This is a genomic window from Acinetobacter sp. YH12102 (assembly GCF_013419125.1).
In the GTDB taxonomy this organism is placed as follows: Bacteria; Pseudomonadota; Gammaproteobacteria; order Pseudomonadales; family Moraxellaceae; genus Acinetobacter; species Acinetobacter pseudolwoffii.
Genome location: NZ_VPAS01000003.1, coordinates 1 through 16309 on the forward strand (window position 1 = coordinate 1; position 16309 = coordinate 16309).

General features: G+C 36.5%; 13 protein-coding genes, 1 tRNA gene and 2 pseudogenes. 9 read left to right on the forward strand and 7 right to left on the reverse strand.

Annotated features, from left to right (window positions below; all coding sequences use genetic code 11):
• Positions 1-77 precede the first annotated feature (77 nt).
• From FTU42_RS02575 to FTU42_RS02585, 3 genes are all read right to left on the reverse strand, one after another.
• Complete coding sequence (locus tag FTU42_RS02575) at positions 78-1880, reverse strand: hypothetical protein (protein WP_180082981.1); 1803 nt, start codon at positions 1878-1880, stop codon at positions 78-80.
• A complete protein-coding gene (locus FTU42_RS02580) occupies positions 1877-4126 on the reverse strand; it encodes a hypothetical protein (protein ID WP_180082982.1) in 2250 nt (749 codons plus the stop codon). The genes FTU42_RS02575 and FTU42_RS02580 overlap by 4 nt, the downstream gene beginning before the upstream one ends.
• Before the next feature lie 334 nt (positions 4127-4460).
• Positions 4461-4670, reverse strand: coding sequence for a helix-turn-helix domain-containing protein (locus FTU42_RS02585; RefSeq protein WP_125275013.1), 210 nt, complete (start codon positions 4668-4670; stop codon positions 4461-4463).
• Between the two features lie 106 nt (positions 4671-4776).
• Here FTU42_RS02585 and FTU42_RS02590 point away from each other — a divergent pair, with 106 nt between their 5' ends.
• Positions 4777-5598, forward strand: coding sequence for a hypothetical protein (locus FTU42_RS02590; RefSeq protein ID WP_227555023.1), 822 nt, complete (start codon positions 4777-4779; stop codon positions 5596-5598).
• Between the two features lie 143 nt (positions 5599-5741).
• Positions 5742-6444, forward strand: a pseudogene (locus FTU42_RS14830) (IS5 family transposase); the annotation flags it as partial.
• A gap of 153 nt (positions 6445-6597) precedes the next feature.
• Here FTU42_RS14830 and FTU42_RS02595 read toward each other — a convergent pair.
• Positions 6598-6674 (reverse strand) — tRNA-Ile (locus FTU42_RS02595).
• A gap of 797 nt (positions 6675-7471) precedes the next feature.
• Between FTU42_RS02595 and FTU42_RS02600 the strand changes: the two genes are divergently transcribed.
• Both FTU42_RS02600 and FTU42_RS02605 read left to right on the forward strand, forming a co-directional pair.
• Entirely contained in the window at positions 7472-8026 is a 555-nt protein-coding gene (locus tag FTU42_RS02600) for a 1-acyl-sn-glycerol-3-phosphate acyltransferase (protein WP_159138589.1), read from the forward strand.
• Positions 8027-8272: 246 nt separating this feature from the next.
• Complete coding sequence (locus FTU42_RS02605) at positions 8273-9022, forward strand: YebC/PmpR family DNA-binding transcriptional regulator (RefSeq protein ID WP_005097391.1); 750 nt, start codon at positions 8273-8275, stop codon at positions 9020-9022.
• Positions 9023-9091: 69 nt separating this feature from the next.
• Here the strand turns inward: FTU42_RS02605 and FTU42_RS02610 are convergent, their stop codons facing one another.
• A complete protein-coding gene (locus FTU42_RS02610; RefSeq protein WP_005097392.1) occupies positions 9092-9562 on the reverse strand; it encodes an Lrp/AsnC family transcriptional regulator in 471 nt (156 codons plus the stop codon).
• Between the two features lie 380 nt (positions 9563-9942).
• On the opposite strand from FTU42_RS02610, the pseudogene FTU42_RS02615 reads away from it, so the two are divergent.
• Positions 9943-11107, forward strand: a pseudogene (locus FTU42_RS02615) (hypothetical protein).
• 60 nt (positions 11108-11167) lie between these two features.
• On the opposite strand, the gene FTU42_RS02620 reads toward FTU42_RS02615, so the two are convergent.
• Positions 11168-11932 (reverse strand): glutathione S-transferase family protein, encoded by a 765-nt coding sequence (locus FTU42_RS02620; RefSeq protein ID WP_005097394.1) that lies wholly within the window; start codon positions 11930-11932, stop codon positions 11168-11170.
• A 293-nt stretch (positions 11933-12225) separates the two neighbouring features.
• Here FTU42_RS02620 and ychF point away from each other — a divergent pair, with 293 nt between their 5' ends.
• Together ychF and FTU42_RS02630 are read left to right on the forward strand one after the other, a co-directional pair.
• Complete coding sequence (gene ychF / locus FTU42_RS02625) at positions 12226-13317, forward strand: redox-regulated ATPase YchF (protein ID WP_005170292.1); 1092 nt, start codon at positions 12226-12228, stop codon at positions 13315-13317.
• A 206-nt stretch (positions 13318-13523) separates the two neighbouring features.
• On the forward strand, positions 13524-14141 hold the full coding sequence (locus FTU42_RS02630; protein ID WP_180082983.1) for a superoxide dismutase: 618 nt from the start codon (positions 13524-13526) through the stop codon (positions 14139-14141).
• Positions 14142-14348: 207 nt separating this feature from the next.
• Here FTU42_RS02630 and FTU42_RS02635 read toward each other — a convergent pair whose 3' ends face one another.
• Entirely contained in the window at positions 14349-14843 is a 495-nt protein-coding gene (locus FTU42_RS02635) for a hypothetical protein (RefSeq protein ID WP_180049123.1), read from the reverse strand.
• A gap of 103 nt (positions 14844-14946) precedes the next feature.
• Between FTU42_RS02635 and FTU42_RS02640 the strand changes: the two genes are divergently transcribed.
• Both FTU42_RS02640 and ygaH read left to right on the forward strand, forming a co-directional pair.
• On the forward strand, positions 14947-15699 hold the full coding sequence (locus FTU42_RS02640) for an AzlC family ABC transporter permease (protein WP_159138591.1): 753 nt from the start codon (positions 14947-14949) through the stop codon (positions 15697-15699).
• On the forward strand, positions 15696-16043 hold the full coding sequence (gene ygaH, locus FTU42_RS02645; RefSeq protein WP_005097402.1) for an L-valine transporter subunit YgaH: 348 nt from the start codon (positions 15696-15698) through the stop codon (positions 16041-16043). The genes FTU42_RS02640 and ygaH overlap by 4 nt, the downstream gene beginning before the upstream one ends.
• Positions 16044-16309: the final 266 nt, after the last annotated feature.

The following is a 16309-nucleotide window of genomic DNA, read 5'->3' on the forward strand; positions in this document are numbered from 1 at the left end:
GCTTTTTTAGCGTTGGTGCACTGTCTATAACTGTCTTTAAATCCATAAATAGGTGTCCACTTAAATTTAAGTGGACACTATCGCGGTATTAATGAGTTAGAAAAAGTGGGGTTCAGCGGACGCTTACTTTTATAATATGAAAACCAATCATCCAAATTTGGAGCATTGAACACACTAGAAATATGTTTATGAAATGCCTTAAGCTGCTTTAAAGCAGCTGAATATGTATCATGCTTTTTTTCATAACTCTCTAAGTTAGTTTCCTCAAGTGTGGTATTTTTATCATTTTTTATCTTCACGCTTAATATGTACTCATACATATCTTCAAAATCACTTTGATCTGCATCTAATAAATTAATTGAATGTTCAACAGCATAGCAATAAAGCTCTACTGAAAATACCGACTTGTAGGTTTGAAGAGAAGATAATTTAATACCATTTGTCAAATTCATTTCAAACCAACTTAGCAAACAAATTTGAACACTTAATGATGCTATATCTGGATCACTTTCGCCCTTAATAAACTCTAAATCATATTCATTTCTTACCTTTGCCAAATTAAATTTTAAAGATCTTTTGAACCGTTTTTGATCATTGCTTTTAGATCCTATCCTTAAAATTCTCTTTACTTCTTTGGGCATAGTATTAGAAAAATTATCCGTACACTTAATGGCTTGAAAAGATAACTGATTTACTTTTTCACTCTTAATTAGTTTGTTTTGGACATATTGAATCCTTAACTCCTCTAAAGGAATTTTTAATCTTTGCTCTAGCTGATTTAAGTAATTTATTGAAATTGCTGACGTAGCATACTTCCCTACATTTAATGCGGATAAAAACCCATCTATTGATACCTTTCTCTTATTCCATGCAATATAATCAATATGGTTAAATGCCATAAACCCTTTAGCTTTAAATTTTTTAACAACTTCATTATTCTGAGAAATTTTTCTTAACTCATTTAACATCCAATTTTTAAATTTATTAGTATCATTTATATCAAATCCTAAAATTTGATCTAAACTCAAATAATGTGTTTTAGGTATCTCGGCAACTAATCTATTCAAAATAATCAATGTAATAGGTTCAAGACTGACCTGACAACTCTGGTACGTATTCCCATCCAAAAACAAATTTGCATATCTTTTATTTGGAATTAGATAACTCAATAAAAAACCATTTGCTTGTAATTTTGATGCGTCCTTAACATCATAAATATATTCTAATCCATCAATAGGGCTGAGATCACATACACCATATTCAGTAAAGTTTTTAAAGACTGTTTTAACTATACTAACTAGATGATTTTCAAATGGACAATTTGAGTGAAAAATTAAACTTAATGTCAACTGAGCAAATAGAATCCTCAACAGACAATGATTAGTAGATAAATTTTCTTTACTTTCTATATCTTTAAAATATTCTGAATCATAGTTAAAAACTTCTTTTTCTATCCAAAATTTCTCTAATTGATTCTTAAAATTATTTAATTGCGAACCCTCTATTAATTTGTGTGGAGTAGCATTAATTTCCTTTTTTGCACTATTAGATATAAAATAATCAGGTATCGATAAATCTACCACTTTCGTAATATCATAATATTTATCAATAATTTTTGTTTTTTCTACAAACCACAATTCGCGCCAATACGTTAAATATTCATTTTTTAACTGTATTTCACTCATTAACTTAAGTTGAGCGTTAAGTTCATGTTGCATAACTCCAATTAATTTTTGAGTATTAACATTAAGATTACGCCATGACTTATCAGTTTTTCGCTTTTTAGAATTAAATTCATCAAATAACTTAGTGATATCACAACATAAATTTATTGCTTTATTTTTTAAGTCAGTCTGAAGTTCTAATGATAATTTACTCATACTTTTATCACCAAGCCAAGCTCAATCAACATTCCGTCAACAGCATTGAGAATTTTCGTTTTATATGCATAAAAACTAAGTGAAGACCCATAACTAAATCCAATATCTAGACTATCGTGTGCATACAATGTCTTTTGAATATCTATCGGTAACTTCACAGAATTGATTAAAAAATGTCTAGCCCAATTTTTATACAAATAAAAATTCATTGACTCTAAATTACATTGGACGAAATCTGCCGTGATTTCCTGCAATTTTTTCCTTTTATCCATGATATAAATGAGGGATAAATCTGTATCTTTTTCAACCTTATTAGCTAAACCCTGTTCCATTAAGAAATTTTGGTATTTCGATATTTCTTCTTTCAAAAAACTGGTTATCGGTATATAACGACCAAAAGGACGACTTTCGCTTTTTTTATCATGAACGTAATAAAAGCCATTTGTTGCATCGTAATACTTCAATGGTCCTGGAGCACCTGAATTAGGGCGGATACCAAGAGTTAATAAACAAATTGTCCACATCCATATGGCATAACTATTCACCTTTTCATAAAGCGATTTTTTTTCATTATTGAGAGTTGACTCCAAATCACTTTTTAATCTATGAATAAAATTCCGAGCATCTTTTGTATTCCATAGTTTCCTACTCCCAATTTTTCTTTCGTTTCGCTCCCAAATGACAGGATAATCTATTGCTTTATCGGAGCTAGAATCATCACTAGACTGGAATTGTACGTCAGTGACGTTCTCAAGATATTTTTGATAATATTTATTCATTTCAATGGCATTGAAAACAGCATAGGCTAATTCAGGTTCATGATGAATTTTTTTATTTTTAATAAATTCTTTCAAAAGGCCTTTAGGATCAATGCGTGCCATATGGAAATGTAGTTGCTGCGCTATAGAACCAATATTTATTACACCTAAACAATATCTGGAGAACCAGTCTTTAATTTTCAAATTCAAATCCACTATTAACAAATTTTGATGATTTAAAATAGTGTCTACCCACGAAGCTGGAACATGAATATCCCAATTCTGTGCTGTAGTAAGACAAAGTTGGTTGATTAGCGTTCTATTCTTACTTTTTTCAGTATTATCTAAACCAACGTAATATCTAAAAAGATAACCATCTGCATCCTTAGCTTTAGAAATTCGCTGATCTTCTAAGAGAAGGTCTATATTAAGAAAATGTGTCGCTGACACCCCAGTAAATAACGACATTAAGAACATTGCAGCAATAGCACTTTCTTGTGAGTCTGGCTGAGCTTGAAATTTATCTATCAGTACCTGAAATACTTTTCGTAATAGAATTTGTTCTAAAAACGAAGGATTTGATACTGTAGGATAATTTCTCCTGATTATAATTTCAGCTATTTTTTTATCTGATTGTACATACCCACTTACTCTACCAGCAACACTATCAGCTTTAACATTAAGGATTGTTTGAGTATCGTCTTCAGATATTTCATCCTCAATAGAATCATAAGATCCTTCTGGAACACAAATACTTATAGCCTCTTGTGGACTAGGGTCACTAACTTTAATTCTTTTGAATTTTGATTTAGCCTTTGTGCTTTTCTTATTGTTTTTTAAATTTTCGATATTTTTTATTTTTACAATGAATATTTTTAAATATTCAAAAATCTTTTTTACTATAGTTATTTTATCAATATTAGTAACCGAGAAAAATAATTTATTAAATTTTTTATTATAATCTGAAACAAATTTTTCATCTAAATCATCAGCTATTGATTCACATGATTTTATTAAAAATATATTAATCGATTCCAAAATCTCACTAAAACCATCTTCATCACGATATTCACAATTTTTCGGTGAAATCAATTTTAGTAACAAATAAAAGTAATAGTAAAGTGTTGAAATATGGCTTTCACTATAACCTTTTTTTTGTAAATTATGAGCAATATATGAAATAACAACATTCAACTCAAATACAATTTTGCTTTCAATGATTAAATTTGAAAAATAGGATTTACCATATTCAGCTTTATATAGATCAATTAATTTATTATTTTTTATTAAAAATGATTGTTCTGAACATGATTTTATCGCACTAGTATAAGAACCACTTTCATAATTTAACATTATACTGTCTATTGATTCTTTAAGGCTATACTCCTCAAAAAATCCTGCAAAATCGATATGCATAAGAGCAATACTTTCAGAAAGACTTCTTAATCTAGATTCTATTTTATTTTCATCTACTGGCATTTTTAACACTATTGATCCTTTAACGTAGGACAATTATTTATAAGTATATTTGTGATTAACTTTTTTACCTGCAGGATGATAGCTTTGAAGTTTGTGCTCATACAGTCTGAAAGCATTGAATTTTTTCAAAAGTGAAAATTATTCAGAGTTAAGCTTTAAAGCCTTCTAACCCCACCCAATCAATCACAAATTAAAAGCTTCAAGTAATTGTTCTCTTTAAATAAAATTTATACAACCCAAATAAACTTTCTGCTGGCTTGTAGATAATTCGTTATTACATTACCTAACTCGCCTAGCAGTCTAATGAATAGATATGAGCAACTAGCTCATATCATCTTCAAATTTAGTCTTCTTGTGAGCAAGCAAATTTGTAGACTTCTGCTTTACTCCATCGAAGACTACGACCATGTCTAATAGGATTTATTGGTCCATTTTCATACAGTGCCCATTTACGCAATGTTTGTTCTGCATATCCCAGCAACCTAGCTGTTTCCTTAGTTGTTAACAAAAGCCGATCATCTGTAATGGGCTTTTGTTTGTGCTTAAGTACCATATTTTGTAATTCCAGTTGATTTCAACTTATAAAAACATAAATAAATTGGTAATGAAATTGTCTTAAAATCTATTTTTTCTTTACCAGAATTTGGGTTAAGATATTTATGAGCTTAAATAAAAAAGAGAGATATATGGGACGCCCACTAAGAACTAGGATAGATTTCGCTAAAACATTGAGTTGGTATGATTTCTTTCATAATCAATTAATAGCTTTTGGGAAAATTAAGAATGATTTCGGTTTAGCAAAGTTATTATGTAAAGATACTGAAAAAAGTCATGAATCAAATTTATTTAAAAAATATAAGTTTGGATTATCTACCCCACAGCAAGAATGGATTGATATTATTGATTCGAAATGTATTGGCTCATCCAATATCATCAATCACTCAATATGGAAAAATTTAAAATATCGAACTACAGAAGAAAAGTTAATTTTAATAGAGTTAAATAATCTTCCTAATTATATATTTGAAAATTTAATAATAAATGGACATATAAAAGATTTTAATAAATCTGATTTAGAAAAATTAGCTCAATATGGATCTTTAGATAGCCTGTGTGCATTATATTTATTACATCAATGGGGTTATAGTATTGGCAGTACAAGTCTAGTAAATGATTGCTGTTCATTTATTATAAATACTTTGGAATTGCTGCTAAAAAGACATGATTATCTTGAGCGCTCACACATATTTTTATTCGATGAAATATGTGATCAGATATTCATTATGGAGTTAAAGGGCTATAATCGTCCTCTTAAAATTAAATTAAATTGGCGACAATACAGAGATAGGAATTGGACTATTGAAATTCGAGAAAAATCTAAAAGAACTGAAGCTGATCTTATTGCTCACCCTAAAATCAATCATTTAATTCCTTGCATAGATGAGAACCTTGTAAATCTATATAAACAGATTCTAGGATAGAGTGGCTTTATCGCATAAACTCATTCTGGGAGCTTATTCAACAATACTATTTCCAAATGAATAAGCTCACACCTAAAATTTATCATACAAGCAATTGACACTCTTATAATCTCCTCTGAATCGGTTTAGGGAATATCTCAATTGGGTTTGGTTCAAAGCTTATTAGGCTATCTAGCTTGAATTTTTCAACGCAAGATACTCCACCCTATGTAGAAAACAAAAGCATATTGATATTGCAATTAACTATTAAAAAAGCAGCAATGGACTGCATCTAATTGTCGATTGTACTGACTTGAAATTTTTAAGTAAAAGCAATTGGAAACGTACGAAGCATCAGCCTTAATATCAGCGGCAGTGGCTTAAGCTACATATCGATATAGATGCTAAAATCCTGGAAACAAGTACTGTACAGTAACTGCCAACGATGTCAGTGATTCACAAGCATTTAGAAACTTACTTGCTCAAATTCCTATAGATATCGACTCTGCCTATACAGACAGGCTTATGACATTAAACACTCCCAACACGTGATTTTAGACCTAAAAACACATACGGTGATTCTACTAAGGAAAAGTTTAAAGTTTTGGAAAGGCAAGTGAACGAAATATATAGAGAGGAATAAATTATTGAAATGGTCAAGCGTCTAGTGATAAGCATTTGGAAAAAGTGGTCTATGGCATCAACGGCGATAACTTGGTCGAAACCGAGATGCATTGCATCAAATTATTAGGCGATAAACTCAGCACAAGGAATTTTGACAGTCAGATCAATGAGATTAATGCACGTATAGCCGTCTTAAATAAATTTACAGAATTAGATCGCCCCCATACCCACGTTTTCACTTGAATTTGAGTAATTACAGTAAATTCTATCTTTAAAGTCTTTATACAACAAAGCCTGTTAAAAATAATGTTGATTTAAGCTGCTTACCATTTGCTTACCAGAATCTAAAAACAAAAAAACCACTTAGGATTAATGCACCTAAGTGGTTGTTTTATATGGTGGGCCCAGACAGACTTGAACTGTCGACCAACGGATTATGAGTCCGCTGCTCTAACCAACTGAGCTATAGGCCCTACATGCTGAAAACTTTATTTATCAATAAGTTCAAGCGTCATGAATACTAGCTAAGATTTTTTTGAAAGACAAGTACTTTTATAACCACTTGAACACTTAGGCAGCAATCATCATGACTTGATTCGACAGAAATTCTAGTTCTTTAAGACTTCAGTCTAAAGACATACAAAAAATGGGATATATGCAGATCAATTTTAGGCAGCCTAGCCTGAAATATTGACGTCAACCTCATAGAATAAAGCATACATTTAATAGATTTGACGTCTCAGTATATTTATAAAGTATCAAAAAATATTTGATAAAACATTAAAAATGATGGAAAAGTATATGAGCTGCACAATAAAGAAAAATTAGAATTGAGACTTCATTTCCTTTTCTTTACGCAAATCCTGCTTAATTTCGATGAAAGACCATACAATTATAAGCACTAAAATCAATAAAGAGACTACAAAGGCTGTAATGTATGTCATAGTTTTCAATCTCAGAGTAGAAAGAACAACAAAATAGAAAGGATTAACACCCCTTCTCTTCTTCGACAAAAGTCTAATAACTAAACTTTGCTCTGGATAGTCATTTTTTCACCATTTTAAGACTTTTTTTATATCTAATAATACTTTTTTAATATCAATATTTTTTATTTATACATTTTAGCTCTTAATATTTCAGTTTAAAAAGATCAAGAAATTATAGATTTCTACATTATTTACACGTTTTATTTGCCAGCCTATTGACTGAATGGTCGAACAAGAAGAAATTATGCAATTCTCCACATATGGCTTTTACTTAATCTGTGCTTATGCTAAATAAATTCATTGGCGAATCTGCATTTAAACTTGCGGGTTGGCAATATCATGTCGAACCAGATGTACTCGAAGACAAACAGGTCATTATTGGCTTTGAACATACTTCAATGATGGATGCAGTGCTGTCGATTGCCCTCTTCCAGATTTATGATCTTAAAATTCATACCTTAATCAAAAAAGAACTATTTAAAGGACCTTTCAAACCGCTATTAAAAGCTGTCGGCGGTATTCCTGTTGACCGCAAGGCCAATAAAGATATCGTGACCCAGATGGTGGAGCATTTTCAGAATAATGAAAAGTTTAATCTGGTGATTGCACCAGAAGCGACACGTGCCAAGCAAGGTGAAGCACGTAAACCGATCCGTACCGGCTTCTGGCATATTGCCAAAGCTGCCAATGTGCCGATTGTGTTGCTATATGCCAATTCCAGAACCAAACAAGGTGGCATTTTAGGCAAAATCTATCCAACAGATCTGGCTCAAGATCTGGCCTTAATCAAACAGCTCTATAAAGATAAAGTGGATCTGGATATTGTCATTCCGGAATAAGCTCAGTAACAGTGCTCGACATGAACAGATCCTTTGCTGTTCATGTCCTCCTAAAGCATTTGTATAAATTTGAAAAATAAAATCAAAAAACTGCACTATAGCATTCCCCTTTTCTATCAATTTAATACAATTTTTTTGTTTTATCCTGAAATCTCAAATCCAGACACTTTTTTTTAAAAAAAAGCTTATGGTAGAATTTCGGCATTCTGATAGGCATACAGCCAATCTACAAGGAGCAAAGTTCGCATGGCGGGTCATTCCAAGTGGGCCAATATTAAGCATCGTAAAGCAAAACAAGATGCGAGTCGTGGTAAGCTTTTTACCAAATATATTCGTGAATTAACCACTGCGGCAAAACTCGGTGGTCCAGATGCAGGTAGCAACCCTCGTCTGCGTGCGGTGGTTGAAAAAGCATTATCTGTAAATATGACACGTGATGTGATCAACCGTGCCATTCAACGTGGTGCGGGTGGCGAAGATAACGACGACCTGAAAGAAGTGACCTATGAAGGTTATGGTGTAGGTGGTGTTGCTGTTCTGGTAGAGACCATGACAGACAATCTGAATCGTACTGTTCCTGATGTTCGCCATTGCTTCTCAAAAACCAATGGTAACTTAGGTACTGCCGGTTCAGTGGCTTATCTGTTTACCAAACGTGGCGAGATCACTTTTGAAGATGTTTCTTTAGAAGATCAAATCATGGAAGTAGCTTTGGAAGCAGGCGCGGAAGATATTGAAATTGCTGAAGATGAAATTCTGGTAATTACCACGCCTGAAAGCTTTGGTGATGTACAGGATGCGCTCACTGCAGCAGGTCTTAAGTCTGACAATGCTGAAGTGGTGATGAGCCCTTCAACCAAAGCTGAAATTACAGATGTTGATCAAGCCAAAATGATTCTGAAAATGATCGATATGTTTGAAGATTTAGATGATGTTCAAAACGTATATACCAACGTAGAGTTTACCGATGAAGTGATGGCGCAATTAGACGCTTAAGCTTGATCAAAACTAAAAACGCACCCTTGGGTGCGTTTTTTTATGGCTGTCTGCTACTCTCGCATAGGATCAAACTTTATTGAGTAGTCCGCTACAGTTAAAGACATTATATTCTTTAATGACAAAGCTCGAATGCAGTGCAACCACATGCTCAATTTTCCCGATACGCTTGAGTAAAATTTCACTATAATTTTCCATATCTCGCGCCACTACTTCGACAATAAAATCCGCAGACTGGCCGGTGACCAAAAAGGCATTAATCACTTCGGGAATACTTTCCAGTTCTTCCAGAAATTTAGCAAAAGTATCACTATCATGTTTACTTAGCGACACCTGTAACAGTACATGCAGCGTGAAACCTAATTTCTGATAATTAATTTCACGCTTTAAGCCACTGATAATATTGTGATCGATCAAGTGTTTGATCCGGCGATGGACTGAACTCACAGATAAATTTACCCGCTCTGACAGTTCATTCAGATTGACATCCTCATGGGTCAATATTTCTAGAATATGTTTATCGAAACGATCCAGTTCCATTTTTATACTCTTTCTTAATAATCAATAAAAATAGCAAAATATTGCGCTCTCCCTGTTATACAATATTTATTTATTTTTCACAAAGTTTTCATATTCTGAAAATATTTTCCAAATCTTCTGCCATTTTATAAAGTAACTTTCAATCCTGAACCAGATAACCCTTAATCATATAATTCTAAAAAATGACCAATGGTAATTTTTATTAATTATTTATTTTTTAATAGTTTAAGTTTAATTAGTCCAGCAAAATACAAGCCAGACCTTCAAGTACCCGCACAGTTCAGCCACTTATCTTTTACAAGTGTATAGAAATAGATTAAAACAAAGCCGCACTAAAAATAAAAATAGCATTTTTCAAAAATATTAAATAAGGAATGCTCATGGCTTCTAAAATTTTAAGTTTGATTAAAACCAAGGTGAGTCCTGTCTTAACGGCTGAAACACAAACTAAAAGCCTGTTAGGTGGCTTATTCGCTGGAACAGCCTCAGGTACGCTTAGCAATCTCATTGGCAGTCTAAACAGCTCTAATTCACAACCTTCCGTGAGCTCATTATTAAACAGCCTTCTCTCTGGACATAGTCTGAACAGCGCAAATCTGAGCAATTTATTAATTCAGTTGTCTGGTTCAAATGCTTCGGAGTTAGATATTCAGAGTCTGATCAGCAGCTTAACCCAATCCAATGGGGGCAGTTTTAATATTGGCCAGATCACCAATTTGTTGAATGGCCTAATGGCGAACAATAGCAGCAATCTGGATATTGGTGCTATTTCCAAACTCGTCGGCGGTCTCATCGGCGGTAATGGCGAGATTGATATTACACAAATCGTTCAGCTGGTCAGCGGCCTGATCGGCGGTTCTGGTGGTTTAGGTAATATCGACATTGCTGCAATTGCAGATCTGGTCAGCAACCTCATCGGCAGTAATGGCGAGATTGATATTGCACAAATCGTTCAGCTGGTTGGTGGTCTGATTGGTGGGTCTGGTGCACTAGGTGATATCGACATCGGCGCGATTGCAGATCTGATCGGCGGTTTAATCGGCGGCAATACAGGCAATGATTTTGATATCGGTGCTATCACAGATTTAATTAGCGGTTTTGTCGGTGAGAATGCAGCGGGGGATTTTGATCTCGATGGCTTTACCGATTTACTCAGCGGCCTGATCGCGAATGGCTCAAATGGCATAGATTTAGGAGGATTATTGGGTCATCTCAATCTAGATAGTGATCTGGATCTGGGTACTCTGATCGAAGGAATTTCCTCTGCTTCAAACGGGTTTGATCCAGGGAGCATTGCCGGAGGCATTGGGCAATTGATTGATAATAGCTCTTCGATTGAATTACCCGATCCAGGTGATCTGGTCCAAGATGTGGGTGCCACAGATTCCAATATTGACTTGTCTGCTATTCTGCCTGACATTCAAGATACGATTCAAAATATCAGCAGTGGTGGTGGTTCATCCAGCTTTCAGCTTTGATTTTGGTTCACTGTTCAATCACTTTAGTAAAAATATTGATATCGACCCAAATAATCCTTGGGGTTAATCATCATCTCATTAAAAACGCGCAAATGCGCGTTTTTAATTTTAGGATTTGCCTTGAAGCTTATACACCACGCCAGTCTACTCGCGCATTGCGTTCGGTTCGGTAAATACGACAAATATATTCACCCAGAGGCAACGCATTTAAATGCTGCTGATAATCACGATATTCTTCGGACAAGGTTTCAAAATTTTCTTTTTCCCACGGCGTCCCCGGAATCGCCAATAATGGAGCAAGCATAGAGCAGACAGCAATATCCGCCAGACCTAAACGATTTCCGACAAAATAATATCCACCTTGACTAACCAGCATCTGATTGAGTTGCTGTACAGTGACATCAATATGCTGTTTGGATTCCGCCACAGTTTCCTCATTCAATGCATAACCTTTGGCGACCATCGCTTTTAATAAAGGTTTAGAAAATTTTTCAAACTGGCGCAAATAGCCCTGCTCACCAATTAAAATATCGAGAGATTCATGATCGGAAGTCAGCGCTTGAGATAACATCCAGCGGCGGACATGACGACCCAGCTCCAGAGTAATTTCATTAATTTCTAAGGCTTTATTTCGAAAATGTCCTTCAGCATACAATAAACGATGTTCTGGATAAGTATCATCCAGATAAAGCGCAATCTGGGTTGAATCTGCAATCCATTTGTCCTGATCGCGCAAAATAGGCAGACGATTCTGTCCTGTTTTCAGTCGGGCAAAAGCCCGATGTACGCCGGGAATCAGGTTGTGAGCAACATAGTACAGCTCTTTATGGTCCAGCATCCAACGTGCTTTTTCGCAAAAGTGAGATAAAGGAAACTGGTATAAAGTTCGCATGCATGCTCCATGTTTATCGTTATTGGATCAGGGCGTATAGGCCGCTGTTTTATTCAGATACTTTAGTCACTCACTTTTAGAAAAACAATGTGATTTTTATCCAAAAGTACAATACTGGCTGATTATTCCTCTATATTCGGCGGACTCACAACAAATCCGGGAAAGCTCAGCGGAGCTTTTAAGTTATCAGAAGCATTTGATTGCAATAAACCACAAGTGCATGACCTGACTTTAGCCGTGCTTTCATGTAAAATCGGGGGCAATTTTTATATAACGCTTTTGTGAGTTATTTCATGGGTTTTAATTGCGGTATTGTCGGCTTGCCGAACGTTGGCAAATCTACACTTTTCAATGCTTTAACCAAAGCTGCTATTGCTGCAGAAAACTTCCCGTTCTGTACCATTGAACCAAATACCGGCATCGTGCCTGTTCCTGACCCACGTTTAGACAAATTGACAGCAATTGTTAAACCGCAGCGCGTGATTCCAACGTCTATGGAATTTGTGGACATCGCAGGTCTGGTCGCTGGTGCTTCTAAAGGTGAAGGCTTAGGTAACCAGTTCCTGGCCAACATCCGCGAAACTGATGCAATCGCTCACGTGGTACGTTGTTTTGAAGATGAAAACGTCATTCATGTGAATGGTCGTATTGATCCACTGGATGATATCGCCACGATTAATACAGAACTCGCGCTTGCAGATCTCGACGCGGTGGCGAAAGCGATTACCCGTTTGACTAAATCTGCCAAAGGTGGTGACAAAGAAGCAATTGCTACTAAAGCAGTATTAGAAAAAATCCAGCCTTTACTCGATGAAGGCAAACCGGCTCGCGCAGCGGATCTGGATGATGACGAACGTAAACTGGTACGTGGCTTTGGCTTAATGACGCTTAAACCAACCATGTATATTGCCAACGTTGCTGAAGACGGTTTTGAAAATAACCCGCATTTGGATGCAGTGAGAAAATTGGCTGCTGAAGAAAATGCAATTGTCGTACCTCTTTGCAACCAGATTGAAGCGGAAATTTCATTGCTTGAAGATGAAGACCGTGCTGAATTCCTGGAAGCGATGGGCATGGAAGAACCTGGTTTAAACGTGGTGATTCGTGCAGGTTATTCACTACTTGGCTTACAAACTTACTTCACCGCAGGTGTACAGGAAGTTCGTGCCTGGACTGTGAAAATTGGTGCAACTGCACCGCAAGCCGCTGGTGTAATTCATACCGACTTTGAAAAAGGCTTTATCCGTGCAGAATGTATTGCTTATGATGATTTCGTGCAGTACAACGGCGAAGCGGGTGCAAAAGAAGCCGGTAAATGGCGTCTAGAAGGTAAAACCTATATCGTTCAGGATGGCGACGTTTTACATTTCCGTTTTAACGTCTAAGTATTTACTGTATGAAAAAGCTCCATCTGGGGCTTTTTTATGGCCTAGGAAATAAGATGACCGAGCGTAGAAAACTTACAGGCAACGCATAATTCACACATATTAACAATAATGATAATTATTCTCATATAAAAATATTAAATTCAGGCGTATGTTAAATCTAATGAAAAATAACATGACTTCATTCTAGCAAAGGAATCCTGACCATGAGCTATACCCTGCCTGTACTGCCATATTCCTATGATGCCCTAGAGCCTCATATCGATAGCAAGACCATGGAAATTCATCATAGCAAGCATCATCAAACCTATATTAATAATATCAATGCAGGGATCGCAGGAACCGAATGGGAAGATTTATCGGTCGAAACCTTAATTAGCAAATTCAATGAAGTACCGCAGCAATTAAAACAGAACGTGATCAATAATGCCGGTGGACATGCCAATCATTCCCTGTTCTGGACAGTCATGAGTCCAGACGGTGGCGGCCATCCAGAAGCTGAAATTGCAAAGGCCATTGAACATGAATTAGGCGGATTCGAGGCATTTAAAGACACCTTTACCCAGGCAGCACTGAGCCGTTTTGGTAGCGGTTGGGCCTGGCTGAGTGTTGCGCCAGATCAAACACTTATTGTAGAAAGCAGCGTCAATCAGGACTCTCCACTGATGTATGGCAATATTCCCATTTTAGGTCTGGATGTCTGGGAACATGCCTATTATTTGCACTATCAAAACCGTCGTCCGGAATATATCTCGGCTTTTTTCAATGTCGTGAACTGGCAAGAAGTGAATCGTCGTTATCTGGAAGCATTGAACACGCTTTAGCTTTAAATATTTAAGGAGATCGACCATGTCTACACCTATTCTGATTAAGCGCATAATTGGCAGCACACTCCTGATCTGTGGTGTATTTGTGATTTTATTAGAACATGTGTGGATACCCTCTTTTTAGAGTCTTGCTGTTGTCTCATCCTAAAAAAGCCAGTCTGAATGACTGGCTTTTATGCTTATAACTAAATGGCTAAAGGTTTATTACATATTGGCAATCGCAGTGCCTTTTTGTTTGGGATCAGTATTTCCCAATTCAGGATTATCAATCGCATTCTGACATTGCAGTTTATCCCGCTCATAATCCGCCTGCTTTTGTTCCAGACTGCTGCCATTGTCGATCACGGTACGCGCCCAGATTTCCAGACTGGTTAAGGCTTTACGACACAGAGCATATTTACCTTCAGTCACCGAATCGGTCATTTTGACATTAATACGCCAGTCTGTGCTCAGCTTACGTGCCGGTTGACGCACCTGGGTTTCCAGCTGATCCACTTCTTTATGATAAACCAGTGGATCGACTTTATTGATCAGTTGCCATGCCGCATTGGCATAGGTGGTCGCATCATTCGTCAGTTTAGGTGCCGGTTTAATTTCTGGCTTATCAGTCGATTGACTGTCATTCCCACACGCTTGTAACAACAATGCAGTGCTCATTAAAGCAGCTGTCAGCATCGTACGTGTCTTGAACATCCACATATCAGGCTCGCCAATTTAAACATTTCGGCACTATGCTATTAAATTCACGTAGAATACACAATCTTCATTTGACCCATCGTTCAACTCTCCTTCAAGGTGTGTCGTGTCTGAACAGAATCAACTCGCTACGCAACCTGCTGGCTTCTGGCAAGGTGCAAAAGATAGCCAAGCGATCATCTTCACTTATTTACCAGTGTCGTTTGCTTTTGGCGTTTCAGCCACTCAGTTTGGCTTTACGGCTTGGGAAGCGCTGTTTCTTTCCTGCTCGATGTATGCAGGTGCCAGCCAGTTCCTTGTGGTCGCACTTTTAGGCAGTGGCACATCTATCTGGATGACGGCATTAACGGTGATTGCCCTAGACATTCGGCATTTGCTCTATGGCCCTGCGCTGCAAAACCTGATTCAAGACCGGCTGAATTTAAAGAAAACCGCGATCTGGTCTTGGGGTCTGACCGATGAGGTTTTTGCTTCCGGCATGATCAAGCTCTCGCAACGGCGTCAGGAATGGTCTGAATCCTGGATGCTGGGTTTAAGCCTGTTTAGCTGGATGTCCTGGGCATTGGGATCTTTTCTCGGTGGTTTATTTGCCGATCAGGTCAGCAATCTGCCGCAATTCTTGCAAGCGGCTCTAGACTTCCTATTACCTGCGCTGTTCCTGAGTTTCCTATTGGCTGCTTTTGAGAAGAAACATACTTTTGTTGTGGCTGTCACCATTCTGGTTTCTGCTGTGGCCTGTTACTTTATTGATCTGTCTGCCGCGATTTTCATTGGTATCAGTTCCGGTATTTTTGCCGGCCTGTTCAAGCACTATATCTTAAAACAGCCAGATCCTGAACACGCAGGAGATCAAGCATGAATCTAGAGATTATTCTGGTCGGCATTGTCGTCGGGATCGCCAATTTCGTCTCACGCTTCGGGCCTTTTTTTGTGATTCAGAAATTTCAGCAAGGCTCACAAAAACGCGGAGCATTGTGGCTAAAAATTGCCTTGGGTTCAATCGGCATTGCGGCAATCAGCTCCATGCTGGTAGTTGCTACCTTACCGCCATTATTAGAAACACCGAATAAAAGTATTGCGATGCTGGTCGGATTTATCGTACTCACTGCGCTTTATTTTAAATTCAAACGCATCGTGATGGCGACCCTGACCGCAGCACTGACCTATGGTCTGGTTTATACTTATGTGCCGATGACGTTTTAAGCTTAAACTGACTGATCAATCAAGATAAAGACTTATGCTATATGGAATAGCATAGGTCTTTATTATATAAAAATAATTAGCTGATCCCTATCATTTTTCCTGAAAGAAAAAGCTAAAATAAAATCATTTCCATATCCTTTTATACTTTTTTAATACTCGACCAGTTGTAGATAGAAAAAAGCTATTGCCAAAACAGGATATACCGTCTTCAAATCAGTCTGACAGATCAGTGAAATGACGATTACGCCTTACTTACATCCAGAAAA

Bases quoted from the DNA above. Each gene is read 5' to 3' on its own strand.
- ygaH (WP_005097402.1), top strand. From the start codon at position 15,696: ATGAATCTAGAGATTATTCTGGTCGGCATTGTCGTCGGGATCGCCAAT.
- FTU42_RS02620 (WP_005097394.1), bottom strand. From the start codon at position 11,932: ATGCGAACTTTATACCAGTTTCCTTTATCTCACTTTTGCGAAAAAGCA.
- FTU42_RS02635 (WP_180049123.1), bottom strand. From the start codon at position 14,843: ATGTGGATGTTCAAGACACGTACGATGCTGACAGCTGCTTTAATGAGC.
- FTU42_RS02585 (WP_125275013.1), bottom strand. From the start codon at position 4,670: ATGGTACTTAAGCACAAACAAAAGCCCATTACAGATGATCGGCTTTTG.
- FTU42_RS02590 (WP_227555023.1), top strand. From the start codon at position 4,777: ATGAGCTTAAATAAAAAAGAGAGATATATGGGACGCCCACTAAGAACT.
- FTU42_RS02600 (WP_159138589.1), top strand. From the start codon at position 7,472: ATGCTAAATAAATTCATTGGCGAATCTGCATTTAAACTTGCGGGTTGG.
- FTU42_RS02630 (WP_180082983.1), top strand. From the start codon at position 13,524: ATGAGCTATACCCTGCCTGTACTGCCATATTCCTATGATGCCCTAGAG.
- FTU42_RS02575 (WP_180082981.1), bottom strand. From the start codon at position 1,880: ATGAGTAAATTATCATTAGAACTTCAGACTGACTTAAAAAATAAAGCA.
- ychF (WP_005170292.1), top strand. From the start codon at position 12,226: ATGGGTTTTAATTGCGGTATTGTCGGCTTGCCGAACGTTGGCAAATCT.
- FTU42_RS02610 (WP_005097392.1), bottom strand. From the start codon at position 9,562: ATGGAACTGGATCGTTTCGATAAACATATTCTAGAAATATTGACCCAT.
- FTU42_RS02605 (WP_005097391.1), top strand. From the start codon at position 8,273: ATGGCGGGTCATTCCAAGTGGGCCAATATTAAGCATCGTAAAGCAAAA.